Origin of the sequence: Methylobacterium isbiliense (assembly GCF_022179325.1) — a bacterium.
In the GTDB taxonomy this organism is placed as follows: Bacteria; Pseudomonadota; Alphaproteobacteria; order Rhizobiales; family Beijerinckiaceae; genus Methylobacterium; species Methylobacterium isbiliense.
The window spans coordinates 1-15040 of the sequence record NZ_BPQQ01000057.1; the positions used below are offsets into that span (position 1 = coordinate 1).

At 69.6% G+C, this 15040-nt stretch carries 20 protein-coding genes and 1 pseudogene; 13 read left to right on the plus strand and 8 right to left on the minus strand.

Annotation, left to right across the window (positions count from 1 at the left end; translation table 11 throughout):
- The first annotated feature begins 397 nt into the window (after positions 1 to 397).
- The 3 genes and pseudogenes from MFF61_RS22180 (at position 398) to MFF61_RS22190 (ending at position 2186) form a co-directional block, all read left to right on the plus strand.
- Positions 398 to 601: a copper-binding protein gene (locus MFF61_RS22180; RefSeq protein ID WP_435404809.1), complete on the plus strand. Its 204-nt coding sequence runs from the start codon at positions 398 to 400 to the stop codon at positions 599 to 601.
- Between the two features lie 372 nt (positions 602 to 973).
- Complete coding sequence (locus MFF61_RS22185) at positions 974 to 1279, plus strand: hypothetical protein (protein ID WP_238238828.1); 306 nt, start codon at positions 974 to 976, stop codon at positions 1277 to 1279.
- A 180-nt stretch (positions 1280 to 1459) separates the two neighbouring features.
- A pseudogene (locus MFF61_RS22190) lies at positions 1460 to 2186 on the plus strand (cytochrome c biogenesis CcdA family protein).
- A gap of 145 nt (positions 2187 to 2331) precedes the next feature.
- On the opposite strand, the gene MFF61_RS22195 reads toward MFF61_RS22190, so the two are convergent.
- From MFF61_RS22195 to MFF61_RS22225, 7 genes are all read right to left on the minus strand, one after another.
- The gene (locus MFF61_RS22195; RefSeq protein WP_238238830.1) at positions 2332 to 2544 is read right to left on the minus strand and encodes a hypothetical protein; all 213 of its coding nucleotides are present in this window, start codon (positions 2542 to 2544) and stop codon (positions 2332 to 2334) included.
- Positions 2545 to 2897: 353 nt separating this feature from the next.
- The gene (locus MFF61_RS22200; protein WP_238238841.1) at positions 2898 to 3371 is read right to left on the minus strand and encodes a c-type cytochrome; all 474 of its coding nucleotides are present in this window, start codon (positions 3369 to 3371) and stop codon (positions 2898 to 2900) included.
- An 18-nt stretch (positions 3372 to 3389) separates the two neighbouring features.
- Positions 3390 to 3980 (minus strand): SCO family protein, encoded by a 591-nt coding sequence (locus MFF61_RS22205; RefSeq protein ID WP_238238844.1) that lies wholly within the window; start codon positions 3978 to 3980, stop codon positions 3390 to 3392.
- Positions 3977 to 4465 (minus strand): copper chaperone PCu(A)C, encoded by a 489-nt coding sequence (locus MFF61_RS22210; protein WP_238238846.1) that lies wholly within the window; start codon positions 4463 to 4465, stop codon positions 3977 to 3979. The genes MFF61_RS22205 and MFF61_RS22210 overlap by 4 nt, the downstream gene beginning before the upstream one ends.
- Positions 4466 to 4794: 329 nt before the next feature.
- Positions 4795 to 5439 (minus strand): NrsF family protein, encoded by a 645-nt coding sequence (locus tag MFF61_RS22215; RefSeq protein ID WP_048442364.1) that lies wholly within the window; start codon positions 5437 to 5439, stop codon positions 4795 to 4797.
- A complete protein-coding gene (locus MFF61_RS22220; RefSeq protein WP_238238849.1) occupies positions 5436 to 5993 on the minus strand; it encodes a sigma-70 family RNA polymerase sigma factor in 558 nt (185 codons plus the stop codon). Before MFF61_RS22220 ends, MFF61_RS22215 begins: the two co-directional genes overlap by 4 nt.
- A gap of 327 nt (positions 5994 to 6320) precedes the next feature.
- Complete coding sequence (locus MFF61_RS22225; RefSeq protein ID WP_238238860.1) at positions 6321 to 6674, minus strand: hypothetical protein; 354 nt, start codon at positions 6672 to 6674, stop codon at positions 6321 to 6323.
- Between the two features lie 479 nt (positions 6675 to 7153).
- On the opposite strand from MFF61_RS22225, the gene MFF61_RS22230 reads away from it, so the two are divergent.
- The 10 genes from MFF61_RS22230 to merB all read left to right on the plus strand — a co-directional run bounded on the left by MFF61_RS22230 (position 7154) and on the right by merB (position 14156).
- The gene (locus MFF61_RS22230) at positions 7154 to 7459 is read left to right on the plus strand and encodes a hypothetical protein (RefSeq protein ID WP_238238862.1); all 306 of its coding nucleotides are present in this window, start codon (positions 7154 to 7156) and stop codon (positions 7457 to 7459) included.
- Between the two features lie 104 nt (positions 7460 to 7563).
- On the plus strand, positions 7564 to 7929 hold the full coding sequence (locus MFF61_RS22235) for a FixH family protein (RefSeq protein ID WP_238238864.1): 366 nt from the start codon (positions 7564 to 7566) through the stop codon (positions 7927 to 7929).
- Between the two features lie 74 nt (positions 7930 to 8003).
- Complete coding sequence (locus tag MFF61_RS22240) at positions 8004 to 8375, plus strand: DUF411 domain-containing protein (RefSeq protein WP_306423411.1); 372 nt, start codon at positions 8004 to 8006, stop codon at positions 8373 to 8375.
- 45 nt (positions 8376 to 8420) lie between these two features.
- Positions 8421 to 8687: a hypothetical protein gene (locus MFF61_RS22245; protein WP_238238870.1), complete on the plus strand. Its 267-nt coding sequence runs from the start codon at positions 8421 to 8423 to the stop codon at positions 8685 to 8687.
- Between the two features lie 307 nt (positions 8688 to 8994).
- Positions 8995 to 9318 (plus strand): hypothetical protein, encoded by a 324-nt coding sequence (locus MFF61_RS22250; RefSeq protein ID WP_238238872.1) that lies wholly within the window; start codon positions 8995 to 8997, stop codon positions 9316 to 9318.
- Positions 9319 to 9530: 212 nt separating this feature from the next.
- Entirely contained in the window at positions 9531 to 10520 is a 990-nt protein-coding gene (locus MFF61_RS22255) for a c-type cytochrome (protein ID WP_238238875.1), read from the plus strand.
- 30 nt (positions 10521 to 10550) lie between these two features.
- A complete protein-coding gene (locus tag MFF61_RS22260; protein ID WP_238238879.1) occupies positions 10551 to 10730 on the plus strand; it encodes a hypothetical protein in 180 nt (59 codons plus the stop codon).
- A 554-nt stretch (positions 10731 to 11284) separates the two neighbouring features.
- On the plus strand, positions 11285 to 11623 hold the full coding sequence (locus MFF61_RS22265) for a heavy-metal-associated domain-containing protein (RefSeq protein ID WP_238238881.1): 339 nt from the start codon (positions 11285 to 11287) through the stop codon (positions 11621 to 11623).
- Positions 11624 to 11907: 284 nt separating this feature from the next.
- Complete coding sequence (gene merA / locus MFF61_RS22270; RefSeq protein WP_283206025.1) at positions 11908 to 13347, plus strand: mercury(II) reductase; 1440 nt, start codon at positions 11908 to 11910, stop codon at positions 13345 to 13347.
- Between the two features lie 17 nt (positions 13348 to 13364).
- Positions 13365 to 14156, plus strand: coding sequence for an organomercurial lyase (merB, locus tag MFF61_RS22275; protein ID WP_238238883.1), 792 nt, complete (start codon positions 13365 to 13367; stop codon positions 14154 to 14156).
- Positions 14157 to 14353: 197 nt separating this feature from the next.
- On the opposite strand, the gene MFF61_RS22280 is transcribed toward merB, so the two are convergent.
- Positions 14354 to 14968, minus strand: a complete 615-nt coding sequence (locus tag MFF61_RS22280; RefSeq protein ID WP_238238885.1) for a class I SAM-dependent methyltransferase — start codon at positions 14966 to 14968, stop codon at positions 14354 to 14356.
- Positions 14969 to 15040: the final 72 nt, after the last annotated feature.

Sequence of the window (15040 nt, forward strand, 5' to 3'; positions counted from 1 at the left end):
CTGGATCGCGACGTGGCGGCGATGGTCGTGCATCACCGGGCCTTCGGCCTCGGGTCGGGACACGGCCTTCGGTGCGTCAGCGGGCGGGTTGCCGCGTAGCTGCACCGGGAAGCCGCCTGCTTCAGCGGGCGGAGTTGTCACTGCACCGACCCCGTCTCGAATGCGGGTATGTAACGGATATCCACGCAGCCCCGAACTCTTGTCCACTGAGACACGATGGAGGCGATGGTGGCCGTTCGTTCGAAACCGATGCTGGTGGCAATGCTTGGACTTTCCCTCGCAGGAGCGTTGCCCGCCGCGCCTGCCTTGGCCAGCGAGAGCGCAGTCGATTGGCTGAACCGAGTCGCCCAGTCACGGCGGTCATCCACGGACCAAGCTCCCTGGGGTCACCGGCAAGATCGTGGCCGTGCATCCGCGCGGGGCGAAGCTGACCCTTGCACATGAAGCCATCCCGGCCGTCGATATGCCGGCGATGACCATGACCTTCCCGGTCGCCTACATGGCCCTGCTCGATAAGGTCAGGACCGGGGACGCGGTGGAGGTGCAGGCGGCCAATCAGGGCGGTGTGGTGCGGATCGTGAATATTCGGCCGTCGCGCTGAACCGCCAAAGCCTCGGAAGGACGAAGTCCACCGTCCGGGCAGTGGCCCGGAGGCCCATCGCCGGTCTTGCGCCGCCTGACCGAACTCGCCGAGCTCGATCTGCGTGAACCGACCGGAGCAGGCCCCGTGCCGCTCACGACTCAGGAAGACCTCGCCCAACGGCAGGTACCTGCAGGGGCCCTGTCCGGCGGTCGCGTGGTCTTGTTCACGCCGCACGGCTTCACGGGGTCCTCGGGCTCCCGCCACTGTCCGCCAGGGGCCCTGGCGTGACCCGAAGGCTGGCTCGGACTGAAACTTCCGCGGCCGGCCCTTGCCGTAAACCGCTTCCGGGTCGCGGCACTCGTTCCCAAGCACAAACATCGGAGTTCAACGATGACACGCTCGACGATCATCCCGACCTCGGCCCTGCTCGGGCTCGCGCTGACGGCAAGCGTCGCGCTCGCCCAGGGCATGGGCGGGCCGGCGTCCTCCCCGGGAGGCGACCAGCCGAGCCAGCAGGGCGGCATGGGCATGACGAAGGACATGATGGGCGGCAAGTCGGAGGGATCGGGCCCCGGCGACGCGAAGCAGGGCGGCTGCGGCATGATGAAGAAGATGAGCGCGCTGCAGGACCGGGTGGACCGGCTGGAGCAGCGTCTCAACGCGACCCAGCCGCCGAACCCGGCCAAGCCCCAGTAGTCGGATCGTTGACCCGCGAGCCTCGACCTCGCGAGTTTTCTGCCCCGCCCGGTCGGCACGGTCCCGTCCGGCGCCTTCAGCCGGGCGCGGCCGTCCGCCGCCTTCGGGCGCGCCGGAGTGCGACGGCGGCGTCTCGCCCGACGGCGCCCCGCAACTCTCATCCCAGGACGGCGACCCACGATGGCAGGCGCGTCGGAAATTGGTTTGGCGGCGGCCTTCGCCGCCGGCGCAATCTCCTTCCTCTCGCCATGCGTTCTGCCGCTCGTGCCGGGCTACGTGTCGTACGTGGCCGGGCAGAACCTTGCCGGGAGCGGGCTCCTCGCACCGCGGGCGCACACTCGGGCTGAGCCTCTGTTTCGTCCTCGGCTTCTCGACCGTGTTCGTCGGCCTGGGCGCGGGGGCGAACACCCTCAGCGCGCTGCTGCGAGCCCACCTCTACGAGGTCGGGCTTGCAAGCGGCATCACCGTCATCCTGTTCGGCCTGTTCACCACGGGCCTGTTCCGCCTGCGCATCCTCGAACGCGAGTTTCGCTGGCATGGCCGCACGCCCGGCGGAAACCCGGCGTCGGCGTTCCTGCTCGGCATGGCCTTCGCCTTCGGCTGGACGCCCTGCATCGGCCCGGTGCTTGGCACGATCCTGGCTCTGGCGGCGTCCTCGGCCAGCACGAGCGGGATCGCACTCCTCGCGGTGTACTCGGCAGGCTTGGGCGTGCCGTTCGTGCTGGCCGCGATGTTCATGGGCGGGTTCGTCGCGCGGCTCCGCACGCTCCGGGTCGCCGGCCGCGTCCTGCAGGTCCTCAGCGGCATGACCATGATCGCGATGGGAGCCGCGATGCTCACGGGCGACCTCGCCGGGCTCGCGGCTTGGCTCCTCGACGCCTTTCCCGCACTCGCCCGGATCGGGTGACTTCCGGGGATGCGGTCACCGGGCTCCCCATCGGCAACCTGGCCGCCTCTCGGGATAGCGCGTGGCTCGCTCAGGCGGAAGCGTGCGGGCACCCCGGCCATGATAGCCAAACCGGTGGCCCGTTGCGGGAGGCATGCCGGCCATGTCACGAGTGCCGCCGCCGCGGGCAGGCCTCGGCCCTGTCCGGAAGCGACCGGCAAGCCTCCTGCAAGGCGGTACCGTTCAGCGCGGGATCGAGCGCCTCCAGCGCTTGCAGTAGGTACGCCGCGGCGGCCATCTGCCGGTCCGCGACGGTACGGCGGAGAGCCCGAACGAACAGTCCTTCGAGCTCGCCGGGATCCTGCGGCATCACGTCCATCTACGGCAGCACCTGCCGCTCCGAGACATCGACGGGCGTCGGGGCTGTCAGGCCAACTGCTCAAGGAGCAGCCGGCTGTCCGGCTCCCTCCCGGTAGGACGGGCCTATCGCCTCGGCGTGGAACCGAAGAGCCGCCCCGGTCACACCCATACCTGCGCCGCTGCCATCTCGAGCCTTCGACGTCGACGGTTACGGGGCGGGAAGGTCGCGCGCCGGCGCTCGACCAGGATCCGATCGCGCTGCAATCGGATCCTGGGCTAAGTCTTTGATACGGTCGCATTTTCTGAGACGAACCGGCGACCACTTCGTCGGAAAATGCTCTAGCCGGCGGAAATGCCCGGGATGGATTGCGCTCAGGGCCGGCGACCGGCGGACGGACGCGCCGCTCGCCCGTTGCCGGCCTCGGCCCCGGCCTGCCGGAGGAACTCGACTGCCCGTTCGAGCTGCGCGGCGTCGGTGATGCCGCCGAACACCATGCGGGTGCCGGGCACAACGGACTGGGGATCTTTCAGGAAGCGCGCGAGGGTAGGCGCGTTCCAGACCAAACCGCTCTGCCGCATCGCCTTCGAGAAGGGATAGCCCGGCACCGCGCCGGCGGCGCGGCCGAACACATGCGTCAGCGCAGGACCCGTCGTGTGCCGCGCTCCCGCTCCGATCTGATGGCAATGCGCGCAGGGCCTGAAGTCGGGCTCGAACGTCGCTGCAGGAACGTCGACGGCCGCAGGGTCGGCAAGACCGGGACGCGCGGACGGAGGCAAGTCTGGTCCCGACAGGGAGTAGGCGGTCAGGCCGGCGCCCAGGCAACCGACCACGATCAAGGCAAGCACGCGTGAACGGCGCACGACTCAGGCAGCCTTCAGCCCGAGCAGGAGGCGCAGCTTCATCATCGCGGCTTCCCGGGACTCGCCCTGGGCAATCGTGCCCTTGAAGCGGTGCTCGCGACCCATCAGGAACACGCTGGCCGTGTGGTTCATCGCGTAGTCGCCGGCGGCCGTCGGCACCTTCTCCGAATGGACCTTGTAGGCCTTCGCGACGGCCTTGACCTCCTCCGGCGTCCCGGTCAACGCCAGGATGCGAGGGTCGAAGGCCTGCATGTACTGGGCGAGCGCCTCCCCTGTGTCCCGCTCGGGATCCAGGGTGACGAACACCGCCTGCAGGAGGTCCGCATCGGGCCCGAGGTCCCGCAGGTCCTGGGACAAGGTGGCCAGCGCCGTTGGGCGGACGTCCGGACAGTGAGTGAAGCCGAAGAAGACGACCAGGGGCTTGCCCCTCAGGTCGCCCGACTCGAACACCGCCCCCGTGTGCGCGACCAGCCGGAAGGGGCCGCCGATCTCCGGCCGCCCGATTGCCGTCACCCGGGGTTCCACGGGACGACCGATCAGGAGCGCGGCCCCGACCGCCAGGGCACCATAGCGGATGACCTTGAAGGCGCTCACCGCGTCCGGTCCCCATCGGGGCCGGCCTGGCGTCCGCGGCCGGTGGGCGCCGAGGCCTCGACCCGCTCGACGACGGGTTCCACGTCGACCTTGCCCGCCTTGCGGATCTCCAGCGTCAGCGGCACGTGCTCGCCCTCGCGCAGCGGCTGCTTCCGGTCCACGAACATGAGGTGATAGCCTCGCGGCTTGATCTCGACATGTCCCCCCGGCGCGACCTCCAGACCGTCGTCGAGAGGACGCATGCGCATGGCGCCGTTCTCCACCGTCATGGCGTGGAGCTCGACATGCCCCGCGACCGGCGAGGTCGCTCCGACGAGGCGTTCGGCTCGCGCACCCCGGCTCTCGATGGAGAGATGGCCGGCGCCGACCGTGCCCCCCGGCGGTGTCGCCCGAGCCCAAGGGCTCGCGCCGGCGAGCATCCCGACCTTGTAGTCGTGGGCGAGCGCGGGTAGGCCGAGGACGGCGGCCACCGGGGCCGCGACCAAGGCCCTCCTCGCCGAACGTCTCGACAGCGCACGTGGCGGCATCCGAACCTCCATCATCGATGCCGGTGCAGGGACGGCATCCCAGGTCGGTGGATCAGGCGTTTCGTCGGGGCGGGAGCGGGCAACCGCCTCTGTCCCGATGAGATGATCACGGGCGCGCAGGCCGCCCTTCCGGAAAAGGGAGCATGGGCGAACGTGCCCGTGATCCGCACGGCCGGTGCAGGACGGCTCAAGAGGTCGGCAGGCGCGGGCCCCGGATCAGCCATGGCGACCTCGTCGAAGGACCCTGTTCCCGAACCCACGCTCGCGTGACCGTCCGGCCGCGCGGATCACCAGCGCAGCAGTCGCGGGCCGAGCAGGCCGCCGGCGAGGGTGCAGAACGCGATGGTGCCGCCGTACCAGAGCGCCACGAACGGGACCGAGTCGTCCATGCAGTGAAGGGCGTACCCCATCGCGCTGATCCCCCCGGCGGCCAGCCCGGCGAGCGCGCCCGTCCGCACGAGGTCGGTCGGGGCGGCGAACCGGCGGACGGCCCAGACCAGGGCGGCGAAGGGCAGCACGGCGATGATCGGGATCGACACGAGGCACTCCAGCCACATGTGTCCGACGAGCATCCTGTCCCAGTGCGAGCTCGGCGCCGAGGCCAGGCTGAGCGCGGCCAGCAGCATGACGCCGAAGAATGGCGCCGCGGCGACCCAGGTCCGGATCCTGGTCTCGCCGCCCGGGCGCGCGACCTTCGTCAACAGCCAACAGGCCAGGACGACGGTGCCGGCGCCGAAGGCGACCTTCAGGAGCAGGAACCCGAGCACTCCGGGATGGTGGAGGTCCGGCCGCACCCCGAGCGACAGAAGCGCGACGCAGAGCGCCGCCCCCGCGCCGAGCGCCGCGGCGAGGCCGAGGCCGCGCTTGAGCCGACGGCGGTCGGTCGGCTCGATGTTCGTGCTGAGCATCTCGATCAGCTCGCTCGTTCTCATCGTGCCCTTCCTTGGCTGATCGCGGACGCCATGGCCTTGAGGCCACGGTGGACGCTGACCTTGATGGCGGATTCCGACATGCCGGTTCGGCTGGCAGCCTCGGCGACGCTCAACCCGTCGAGCTTCACGTAGCGGATCGCGCGCCGCATCTTCTCGGGCAGCTTGGCCAGAAGCCGATCCAAGTCATGCGCGCTCTCCGCACCGGTATGGTCGTCCTGCGCCGCGAAGTCGCTTGCATCCTCGATGGGCACGTCGGCCATCGAGGCGCGCGTATGGCGCAGGTGGTCGATCAGCTTGTAGCGGGCGATGGCCTGCACCCACGGGGTGAACGGCTGGCCCACGTCGTAGGTATGCCGACGCGTATGGATCGCCATCAGCGTGTCCTGCACGAGGTCCTCCGCCTCGGACTGGCTGCGCCCGATGCGGGCAAGCCTACTACGGTAATAGGCGCGCAGATGCCGGCTGAGTCGGTCGAGAACCACCCGGTACGCGGCCGCATCGCCATCCAGGCTGGCCCTCATCAGACCCCTGAGTTCTGGTTCACTGGCAATCATCGTGCACTCCCCAGGAAGTTCGGGAGGCCTGCCTGAACGGTTACAGTTGCCTGCCGGCGCGATGGCGGCGGGGCCAAGGCATGGCGGCTTCCGGCCCGGACCACCGTCTGATGGCTCGGGTCGGGCGCCGGGCCACGAAGGGAGAGGTTGACCGCGCAGGTGCGCGCCGAGGGCAGCCGGCAATGGGCCGGGTCACCGTGGGATGACATCTAATCTCGTCCTGGAAGATTGTAGGGGCCGGCCCCTCGCCGAGGGGTCCAGGCACAAGCCTGCCGCGGCTGTCGTCGCCGGAAGCGCGGCTACGCGCGCGCCAGTTGGCCGCCGCGCCTAGTTCAGGACGGAGCTCTTTGGCGGCAAGGGATCGGGCGGTCCTTGCAGGCTCGCGCCCGCGACATCCGCGAGCGCATACCCGAACGAGGCCCCGGCGCTCCGGGAGCCGAACGCCGCCGGAGCGATGGCGACGAAACCGGCGCACAGCAGTGAGCAGGCCGCGGCGGCCTTCCCTCCCTCGTCACATCCGTCGCAGCCGTCGGGCATCGGCACCTGCATCGCCGCCACGGGCAGGGATGCTTTCATGTGCGCGGCCTGGACGCCATGCGGCGCGAACCCGGCCACAAAGGCGAGGGTCAGGAACCACGCGCAGACGGAACGGGACCGAAGCCAGGACATTCGCCCCAGCATGACAGGTCGCGGGACGCCCCGAAAGGGCGTGCACCGGCTGGGCGACCGGTTTGCCGCGGATGGTTAAGTGAGATGTGACGGACAGCGGGCGTTGCCCGTGCAGCCCACGTTGCAACGAAGGGTTCGCCGCCTCCGAACTAGGCAGCATGGACCGGATGGCGCCGGCGGTTCGCGAGGGGCATTGCGGCGGGTTGGCCGTCGGGGCGGTACGGGCGTCACGACCCCGGCGCGCTCCGGGCCGCCAAAGGACAAACGCCGCCCAGGCACTCTCGCCGAGGGCTGACAGTATCGGGCCGGACATGAGCGGAGTGGTTCGGGTGCGCACGGGCCCGCCCAGGGTGAGGCAGCGCGTGCCGATGTTCATTCCGGCGCCGACGGGAAGGCGCCGGGCATCCCGCACCTCCTGATGTAACGAAAGGATTTTGCCTCCCGAACTGATGAGCAATGGCGCCGAAGCCATGGCGCTCCCTCGGAGAACGGTGGACAAGATCATGAAGCCCCTCGTCGGTATCGCTCTCGCGACGCTGGCCTTCGTCGGCACCGCATCGGCCGCGCCCACCTGGCAGTCGCGGACTGGCCCGCGCCTCCACGCCCCGTATCCCGCTCCCGCCTTGCGTGATCCGGAGACGACCGGAACCCTCGCAGGCAGCCTGAACCGCACGCGCGGCCTGCGCGACCTGCAGGGACGAGACTTCCGCAGCAGCACACGCGGCAACGCCCGATTCCCGGAGCGCCTGCCGGCTCAGCAAAACCTCGGCGGCACTGCAGGTGGGCCTGAGTTTTGAGCGTCCCACCTCGCACGCCTCCGCTGGCCGAAGCGCGCGCCGCGGCCGCACCCGCGCGGCGGCACCTCCGATTTTTGCGCGCTCTCGCCGTGGTTCTGCTTCTCGTGGGCACCGGCGTCGCCCTTGCATCGTCCTTCAGCCGCGGCTCTTCGGACCCTTACGTCTTCGAGCTCGTCGAGCGCGAGGTGAAACAGGGGTACGGCACGACCATCCTGGTCCGGCTCGTCGACGAGCGGACCGGCAAGGTGGTTCCGGATGCGGTCCTGTTCATCAGCCGCATCGACATGTCGCCTCACGGGATGGCCGCGATGACGGCTCCGCTGGAACTCCAGGCCGATACGATGCCCGGCTACTACCGTTTCGAGGCTGACCTCTCGATGGAGGGGGCTTGGGCGCTCACGCTCGCGGCCAAGATCCCAGGGCTTCCGAACCCGATCCAGCGCAGGCTCGTCCTGCAGGCAGTGCCATGATGCATCAGAACACACCGTTCCGTGACTTCGGGGAGTTCGAGACCGCCCCCTCCGGCGGTCGGATCACGTGGATCGTGGGTATCCTTGTCTTCGTCATCATGCTCGTGGCCGCCCTCGGTTTCGGCTACGGGCTCGGGCGCGGGACCTGGACGGTCCCAAGCGCGATCTCCGGCCACCTTCCGGCCGCCCCGACCGGCTGGCTGCCGCGCGGGGGGACGCAGCCCGAAGCGGCGGGTGCGCCGGCCGCGCTCGAGGACTACGCCTTCGAATTCGTCGGGAAACGAGCCAAGCAGGGCGAGGCGGTGCTGGCGGTGCGCCCGGCCATCAAGGGCATCTCGCTGCCCGGCATGCCCCCAGGCTCGCCCGGCATGGACGGTGAGAAGACGGAGCCGTTCACGGTCTACGGGATCGACGACGGCGACCCGAAGGCCTTCGCGCGCGAGTAGCGCGAGGGTGGAACCACCCGAAATTCACCGACGACAGGAGAACCCATGTCGAAGATCTCGAAGCTCGCGCCCGCCGCCGTACTCGGCGCGGCCCTTGTTGCCGGCATCGCCGGCGTCTCGGCCGAGACTGACACGTCCCCGTCCACCAACTCGGACAAGGGTATGATGGGCGGCATGATGCAGGGCGGCAACATGCCGATGATGCAGGAGATGTCGAAGATGATGGAGAACTGCAACAAGATGATGCAGACCACAATGGACCGGCAGAACCAGGGCGGACCCGGCCAGCCCTCCCCGGACAAGCGCGGCTGAGGTCCTTGAGGCCTGTCTGAACCGTCTGGTTCGGCGGCAGGCTGAGATCCAGGAACAGCGGGCACAGAAGTGCTGCACGTTCTTGTTGCACCCGCAGACGAGTTCGCCGCCCGGCACGCCCCGGCGGGTCGCGACGGAGGCTTCCCGGGAGGTCTCCGCGCGGGGCTGGCCCAGCGGCCAGCCCCGCTCTCTTGCCTCGGCCGGCCTGACCTCCGCCGGTCGAGGCCTTTTTGGACATGCCGGGAGGACGCCGGAGCCGGCGGGGCATGTCGTTCGAGGGGCGCGTCCGCGAACCAAGGAGTTCAAGATGAGTGCTCACCATCCTGGCGACGGGCCGAAGCTCGCTCCCCGGCGGAACGAAGGGCCGGGCCCGACTCCGCCGTCGCCTGTTCCGTCAGCCCGCTCCCGCGGCGGCATCAGCTGCGGCATGGGCGGCGGGCCGATGTCCATGATGTTGGCCGTCCTGGTCGGCGTCGTCCTCGGTGCGCTGCTCTTCGGCGGAGGGGGAGGGCTGACGAGCGCCACCCAGGTCGGAAGCTGGACGATTCTGTTGTTCCTGCTCCCGTGCCTGCTGATGGCCGGGGCGATGATGATGATGGGCGGCGGATCCGACAAGCAGAAGCGGCCCTGACGCCCGCCGGGGCCGGACCATCCCTGCCGGTTTCTTCGAGCGGGAACCGGCCCTCAACACGTCTTCCGAAGGAGCGCACGCCGATGGAGCCCGCCTTTGCGCGCCCTCGATGGCTGGACCGGCCCGCATCGGTCGCGCGGAATCGAACCCCTGCGGACGCGCGCGACGCGCTTCCGGGCATATCCGGACCCGCGGCTCCCCCCGGATCGAAGGTGGCGCCGGCCGTTGACTCGACGGGGCGTGTCGGGGCGTCCGGCACGGGCGGACCCTGGATCCGCTCGGCGTGGCGGCTGCCCGGTGCCGCCGCACTCGTCGTGGTCGGCACTCTGTCAGCCCATGCACAGGCCAAGCAGTCCGCACAGCCGCCGGACCCGGCGGCGGTCCAGCGCGGCGCTTACCTCCTGACGGCTGCCAACTGCGCCAGTTGCCACACCCTACCCGGGAGCGGCAGCGCGCATCAGCTCGCCGGCGGACGGGCGCTGCCAACTCCCTTCGGCGTGTTCTTCTCGCCCAATATCACCCCGGATCCCATCCACGGGATCGGAGGATGGACTTTCGGCGACTTCAAGCGCGCGCTGCGCCGCGGCGTCTCGCCAAGCAACACCCACTACTATCCGGTCTTCCCCTACACCTCCTACACGGGGATGTCGGACAGCGACATCGAGGACCTCTGGGCCTATCTCGGCTCGGTACCCCCGGTGTCCCAGCCGAACCGTCCTCACGAGCTCGGCTTTCCCTACAGCCTACGGCTCGCAATGGCCCCCTGGAAGGTCCTCTTCCTGGACCAGGGTCCCTTGAAGCCGGAGCCGGGCAGGCCCCCGGAATGGAACCGGGGTCGGTACCTCGTGAATGCGGTCGCGCACTGCGCCGATTGCCACGCGCCGCGCAATTTCCTCGGAGCCGTTGACCGGGGCCGCACGATGTCGGGCACGCGCGAGCGCCTGGAGGGCTACGAGGTCCCGAACATCACGCCCGACATCCAAACCGGCATCGGCCGGTGGAGCGTCGGGGACGTCACCGGCCTGCTGGCCGGCCGCGGAATGCGGGCCATGCACGTCGGCGGCCCCATGCGCGAGGTGGTGCGGAACACGTCCCGGCTCTCAGAGGCCGACCGGACCGCGATGGCGGTCTACCTGAAGTCTCTTCCGCCCCGCTTCGGCGAGGTCAAGCCCGGCGGGATGATGGGAGGGATGTGCCATTGATCCACCGCCCACCATACCTGAGGTCTCCACATGCTTCGGCTCGCCGCGATCCTCCTCGTGACCGCCACGGCCGTGAGTCCCCTGGCGCTCGGCAGGGTCACGGCACGCGCCACTGGCCTCTTCAGGGTTCTGCTCGGCCTGCTCGTCATGGCGGCCTTCGCAGCCCTGGCGGTCGGTCTGCTGGCGGGCGAGACCCTGTTTCGGGAGTAATCCCTCCTTTTCGGTCGCGGGCTCCGGTCGCTCCCGGCGGGCTCGCGCGTCGAGGGACTAGGCCCCTCCTCGAAGCAACGTGAGGGCTGCCGAAGCGGCCGCCCGGCAGGGCGGATGAACGGGCCGGATGCGGCCCCTGCGGGCCGAGCGGGGGCGTGCGAGTCGGGATCTCAAGGGCCGACCAGGTATCAGACGATGAGCATCGCCGCCGCACTCGCCCTCCAGAGCATCCCCTTCGCCGCGCTAGTCCTGGCCCATGACGCGCGACACCGTGAATACTTCGCCGTCGTGTACCCGGTCGCCGTGGGCCTGCTGCTCTCGGGGTGCGCCATGCTCGACAGGTCCCAAGGCTTTCCCCTCGTGTTCGGAAGCGCCTTGGACGCGCACCTCCGGAGCACCCCGGACCTACCACCGTGAGAGCCGTTCGCGCCATGCGGCGCCGGAGGCGGGCCGAACGCCCACCCTCCGAGAGGGCTCTGCTGCATGAGCGCCATCCCTCGGTGTCATGAGACCTGTTGTTCCTCTGACCTGCAACGAACTCCGGGAGATCACCCATGAAGACCTTCCTACGCACCGCGATTGCCGCATCGGTCCTGATGTCGGCCGGTGATGCCTTCGCCGCTCCTCGGACGGCCATCCTCGAAGTCCAGAACGTCAGCTGCGTCACCTGCGCTCCCATCGTCAAACGGACGCTGGCGCGTCTGACCGGCGTCGTTCAGGTAACCGCCATCGAACACGGTGGCGTGGCCACGGCGGCCGTCACCTTCGATGACGACAAGGTCGCGGCCGAGGCGCTCTTCCAGGCGACCACCGACGCCGGGTACCCGTCCTCCGTGAAGGAGGTGAGGAGCGCGGCCGCGGACGGCACGGGCGGCACCGCCCAGGCTCGCTGAAGAGGCGGTGCATCGCGACGACGGACCGCATCCTCGTTCGAACCGGCACCGCGGTCGCCGTCGTGGCCTCGCCCTGTTGCGCGACGGCCATCCTCGGGACCGTCCGGGGGCGGTCGGGCCGGCGGCCTGGGCAGTCAAGGCCGATTACGTCCTGATCCCGGTGCTTCTCGTTCCGGTGAACCTGGCCGCAGGCGGGCTCCATCGGCCAAGAGAACCCAAGGGTCCGGCGGCATCCGGATGCCGCGACGCAGACGAACACACGAACACACTTGGAAAGTCATCTCATGAGCGATTGCTGCAGCGCCCGGCGCGCGAGAAGCGGCGACGAGCGGTTCGACCTCGTGGTGCTCGGCGCCGGGTCGGCCGGATTTTCGGCCACCATCACGGCGGCCGAGCAGGGGGCCCGGGTCGCCCTGATCGGGCACGGAACGATCGGCGGCACCTGCGTGAACGTGGGCTGCGTTCCGTCGAAAGCCCTGATCCGGGCCGCGGAGGCCGTGCATCACGCCAACGGGGCGGCTGGCCGCTTCGCGGGCATCCAGGGTGAGGCGCGGGTGGTCGACTGGCGTGCCCAGGCCGCCCAGAAGGATGCCTTGGTCGATTCCCTGCGGCAGGCGAAATACGAAGATCTCCTGCCAGCCTACGACAACGTTGTCCACCACGAGGGGCGGGCGCGCCTCGTCGCGGGCGGCGTCGAGGCGGGCGGGAAGCGGTTCAACGCGGACCGCATCATCATCGCCACGGGGACGCGCCCGGCCATGCCGGCCATCCCGGGCATGGCGGCGATCTCAGCGCTCGACAGCACAGGGGCGCTCGCCCTGACCGAGCTCCCGGGCTCGATGATCGTGCTCGGCGGCGGCTATGTCGGTGCGGAGCTTGCGCAGACGTTCGCGCGGGTCGGAGTCGCCGTGACCCTCGTCTTCCGCAGCCGTCTCCTGCCTGAGGCGGAGCCGGAGATCGGCGAGGCGCTCGCCGGCTACCTGGCGGACGAGGGCATCGCCGTCCTGGGCGACCTCGCCTACGACGCCGTGCGCCGAACGGCGGGCGGCGTGAGCCTCACGGTCCGGCGAAACGGACGCGATGAGACGGTCACGGCCGAGCAGATCCTCGTCGCGACCGGGCGTACGGCCAACACAGAGGGGCTCGGCCTCGCGGAGGCTGGGATCGCCCAGACGCCGACGGGCGCCATCGCGGTCGACGACCGCATGCGCACGTCGAGGCCGGGCGTGTACGCGGCGGGTGACGTGACCGGGAGGGATCAGTTCGTCTACATGGCGGCCTACGGCGCGAGACTGGCCGCCAGGAACGCGCTCAACGGGGACAGCCTGCGCTACGACAACAGGACGATGCCGGGCGTGGTGTTCACCGACCCCCAGGTCGGGAGTGTCGGCCTGACCGAAGCCCGGGCACGGGCGGCCGGGCACGACGTTCGAACCTCGGTGCTCACGCTCGACAACGTGCCCCGCGCGCTCGCGGCTCGCGACACGCGCGGTCTGATCAAGCTCGTGGCGGACCGGAGCACCCGTAGGCTGTTGGGCGCGCACATCCTGGCACCCGAGGGCGCGGACAGCATCCAGACGGCCGCGATGGCGATCCGCTGCGACCTGACCATCGACGACCTTTCCGAGACGATCTTCCCGTACCTGACCACCGTCGAGGGCCTCAAGCTCGCGGCCCAGACCTTCGACCGGGACATCAAGAAACTATCCTGCTGCGCCGGTTGATCAGGGAGCAAACGTCGATGCCGATGTCTGCCGTCAGGACCGCAGGGCCGGACCACCCTGCCGCCGAGATCAGGCCGGGCGTGTTCCGCCCGGACTGGTCGAGCGTGAACTCACCGGCCGCAAGGGATGCGCTCGCCGGGCGGATGGCCGCGCGGTCAGGCCTGCTCGAAGCGTGGGCGCATCCTCTGAGCAGGGACGAGGATCAAGTCTGGCAGTCCGTCCTCCGGCTCTACGCGGAACAGGGGTGCCCGCCGTTGCCCGGCGACATCGCCGCCACGACGGGTATCGCCGAAGGCCCCGTCCGCGCCGTGTTGCAGAGCCTGCAATTCCGAGACCTCCTCGGCTTGGAGCCGGCAACCGAGACCATTCGATATGCGTACCCATTCTCGCAATCCGCGACAGGCCACCGGGTTTTTCTCAGGCGCCGGTCCCTCGACGCCCTCTGCGCCATCGACGCGCTCGGCGCGGGGGCGATGTACGGGATGGATGTCGAGATCGAGTCGTCTTGCCGTGCATGCGGGGAACCGGTTCGGGTGGCCACCACGTCCGAAGGCCGCAAGGTGCGGAGCGCGACGCCGAGCGAAGCCGTCGTCTGGTACGACTTCGCTTACGAGGGGGGAGCCGCCGCCTCGTGCTGCCGGACGACCGCGTTCTTCTGCTCGCACGGGCACCTTCGGCGCTGGCTCACCGGCCGGTCGCAACGCCACGACGGTCTCGCTTTGACCTTGAACGAGGCGTTGGAAGTCGCTGGGGCCATCTTCGGGCCGATCTTCTCTGAGCCCGTGAGACCTGGAAATGCTCGGGTGTGAACAAGCATCCTCCCGGCAGCCCCCGGCCATCCCGCAGGATTTGGTCCTCCCGCTCGAAACCAGTGCCGCTTCCGGTTGCTCGAAGCCTGCAATCCGTCTCGCTCCTCGGAGCCGGGAACTTGACGCCGAACGACAGCCCGTTGGACTGTCCCGTGCGAAAGCTTCGCCAAGGCACCGTGGCCGGTTTCCCCTGACAGTCAGGCGGGAACGGCTCGTCCCTCGTACATGAACGTGAAGGGTCGCGGACCGGGGGCATAGCCGGTCCTGAGGTCCGTGGTTCTGAACCCCGCTTTCTGGATGAGGCCGACGATGGGGCGGTTCAGGTGACAGCCACCTGAAATGGGCTTCCAGCCTGGCGTAAGCCAATCCTGCCATCGGGCAACCCAGCGGTCCGGCGCTTGACCATGCTCCGCGAACAGGAGCTCGCCCCCGGGCTTGAGCACGCGCCGCATCTCCCTGAGGGCACCCTCGATGTCGGGGATCGAGCAAAGGGTCCACGTCGTCACGACCGTGTCCACGCTTCCGGTCTCCAGGGGAATCACTTCGGCGGAGGCATGAAGGAAGCTGATGCGCCGGCGGGACCTGCTCGCCCGGCTTGCAGCCTTGTCGATGAGCCCCTGGGAGGGTTCGATGCCAAGGACGTCTGTCACATCCGGACCGTAGAACGGCAGGTTGAGGCCTGAGCCGATGCCGATCTCCAGCACGCGGCCGCGGGCCGCCCCGACGACCCGGGTCCGGTATCCGAGCAGGTCCTTGTTCGCCATGACCCGGTCGACGAGCCAGGGCAGGATGCGGTCGCCGTAGAAGCCCATGGGCCGGTCTCCCGTCAGGTGCGCGAGCCCAGTATGCCGCGGCGACAGCCTTTCAGGCCATCTCGCCGCCCC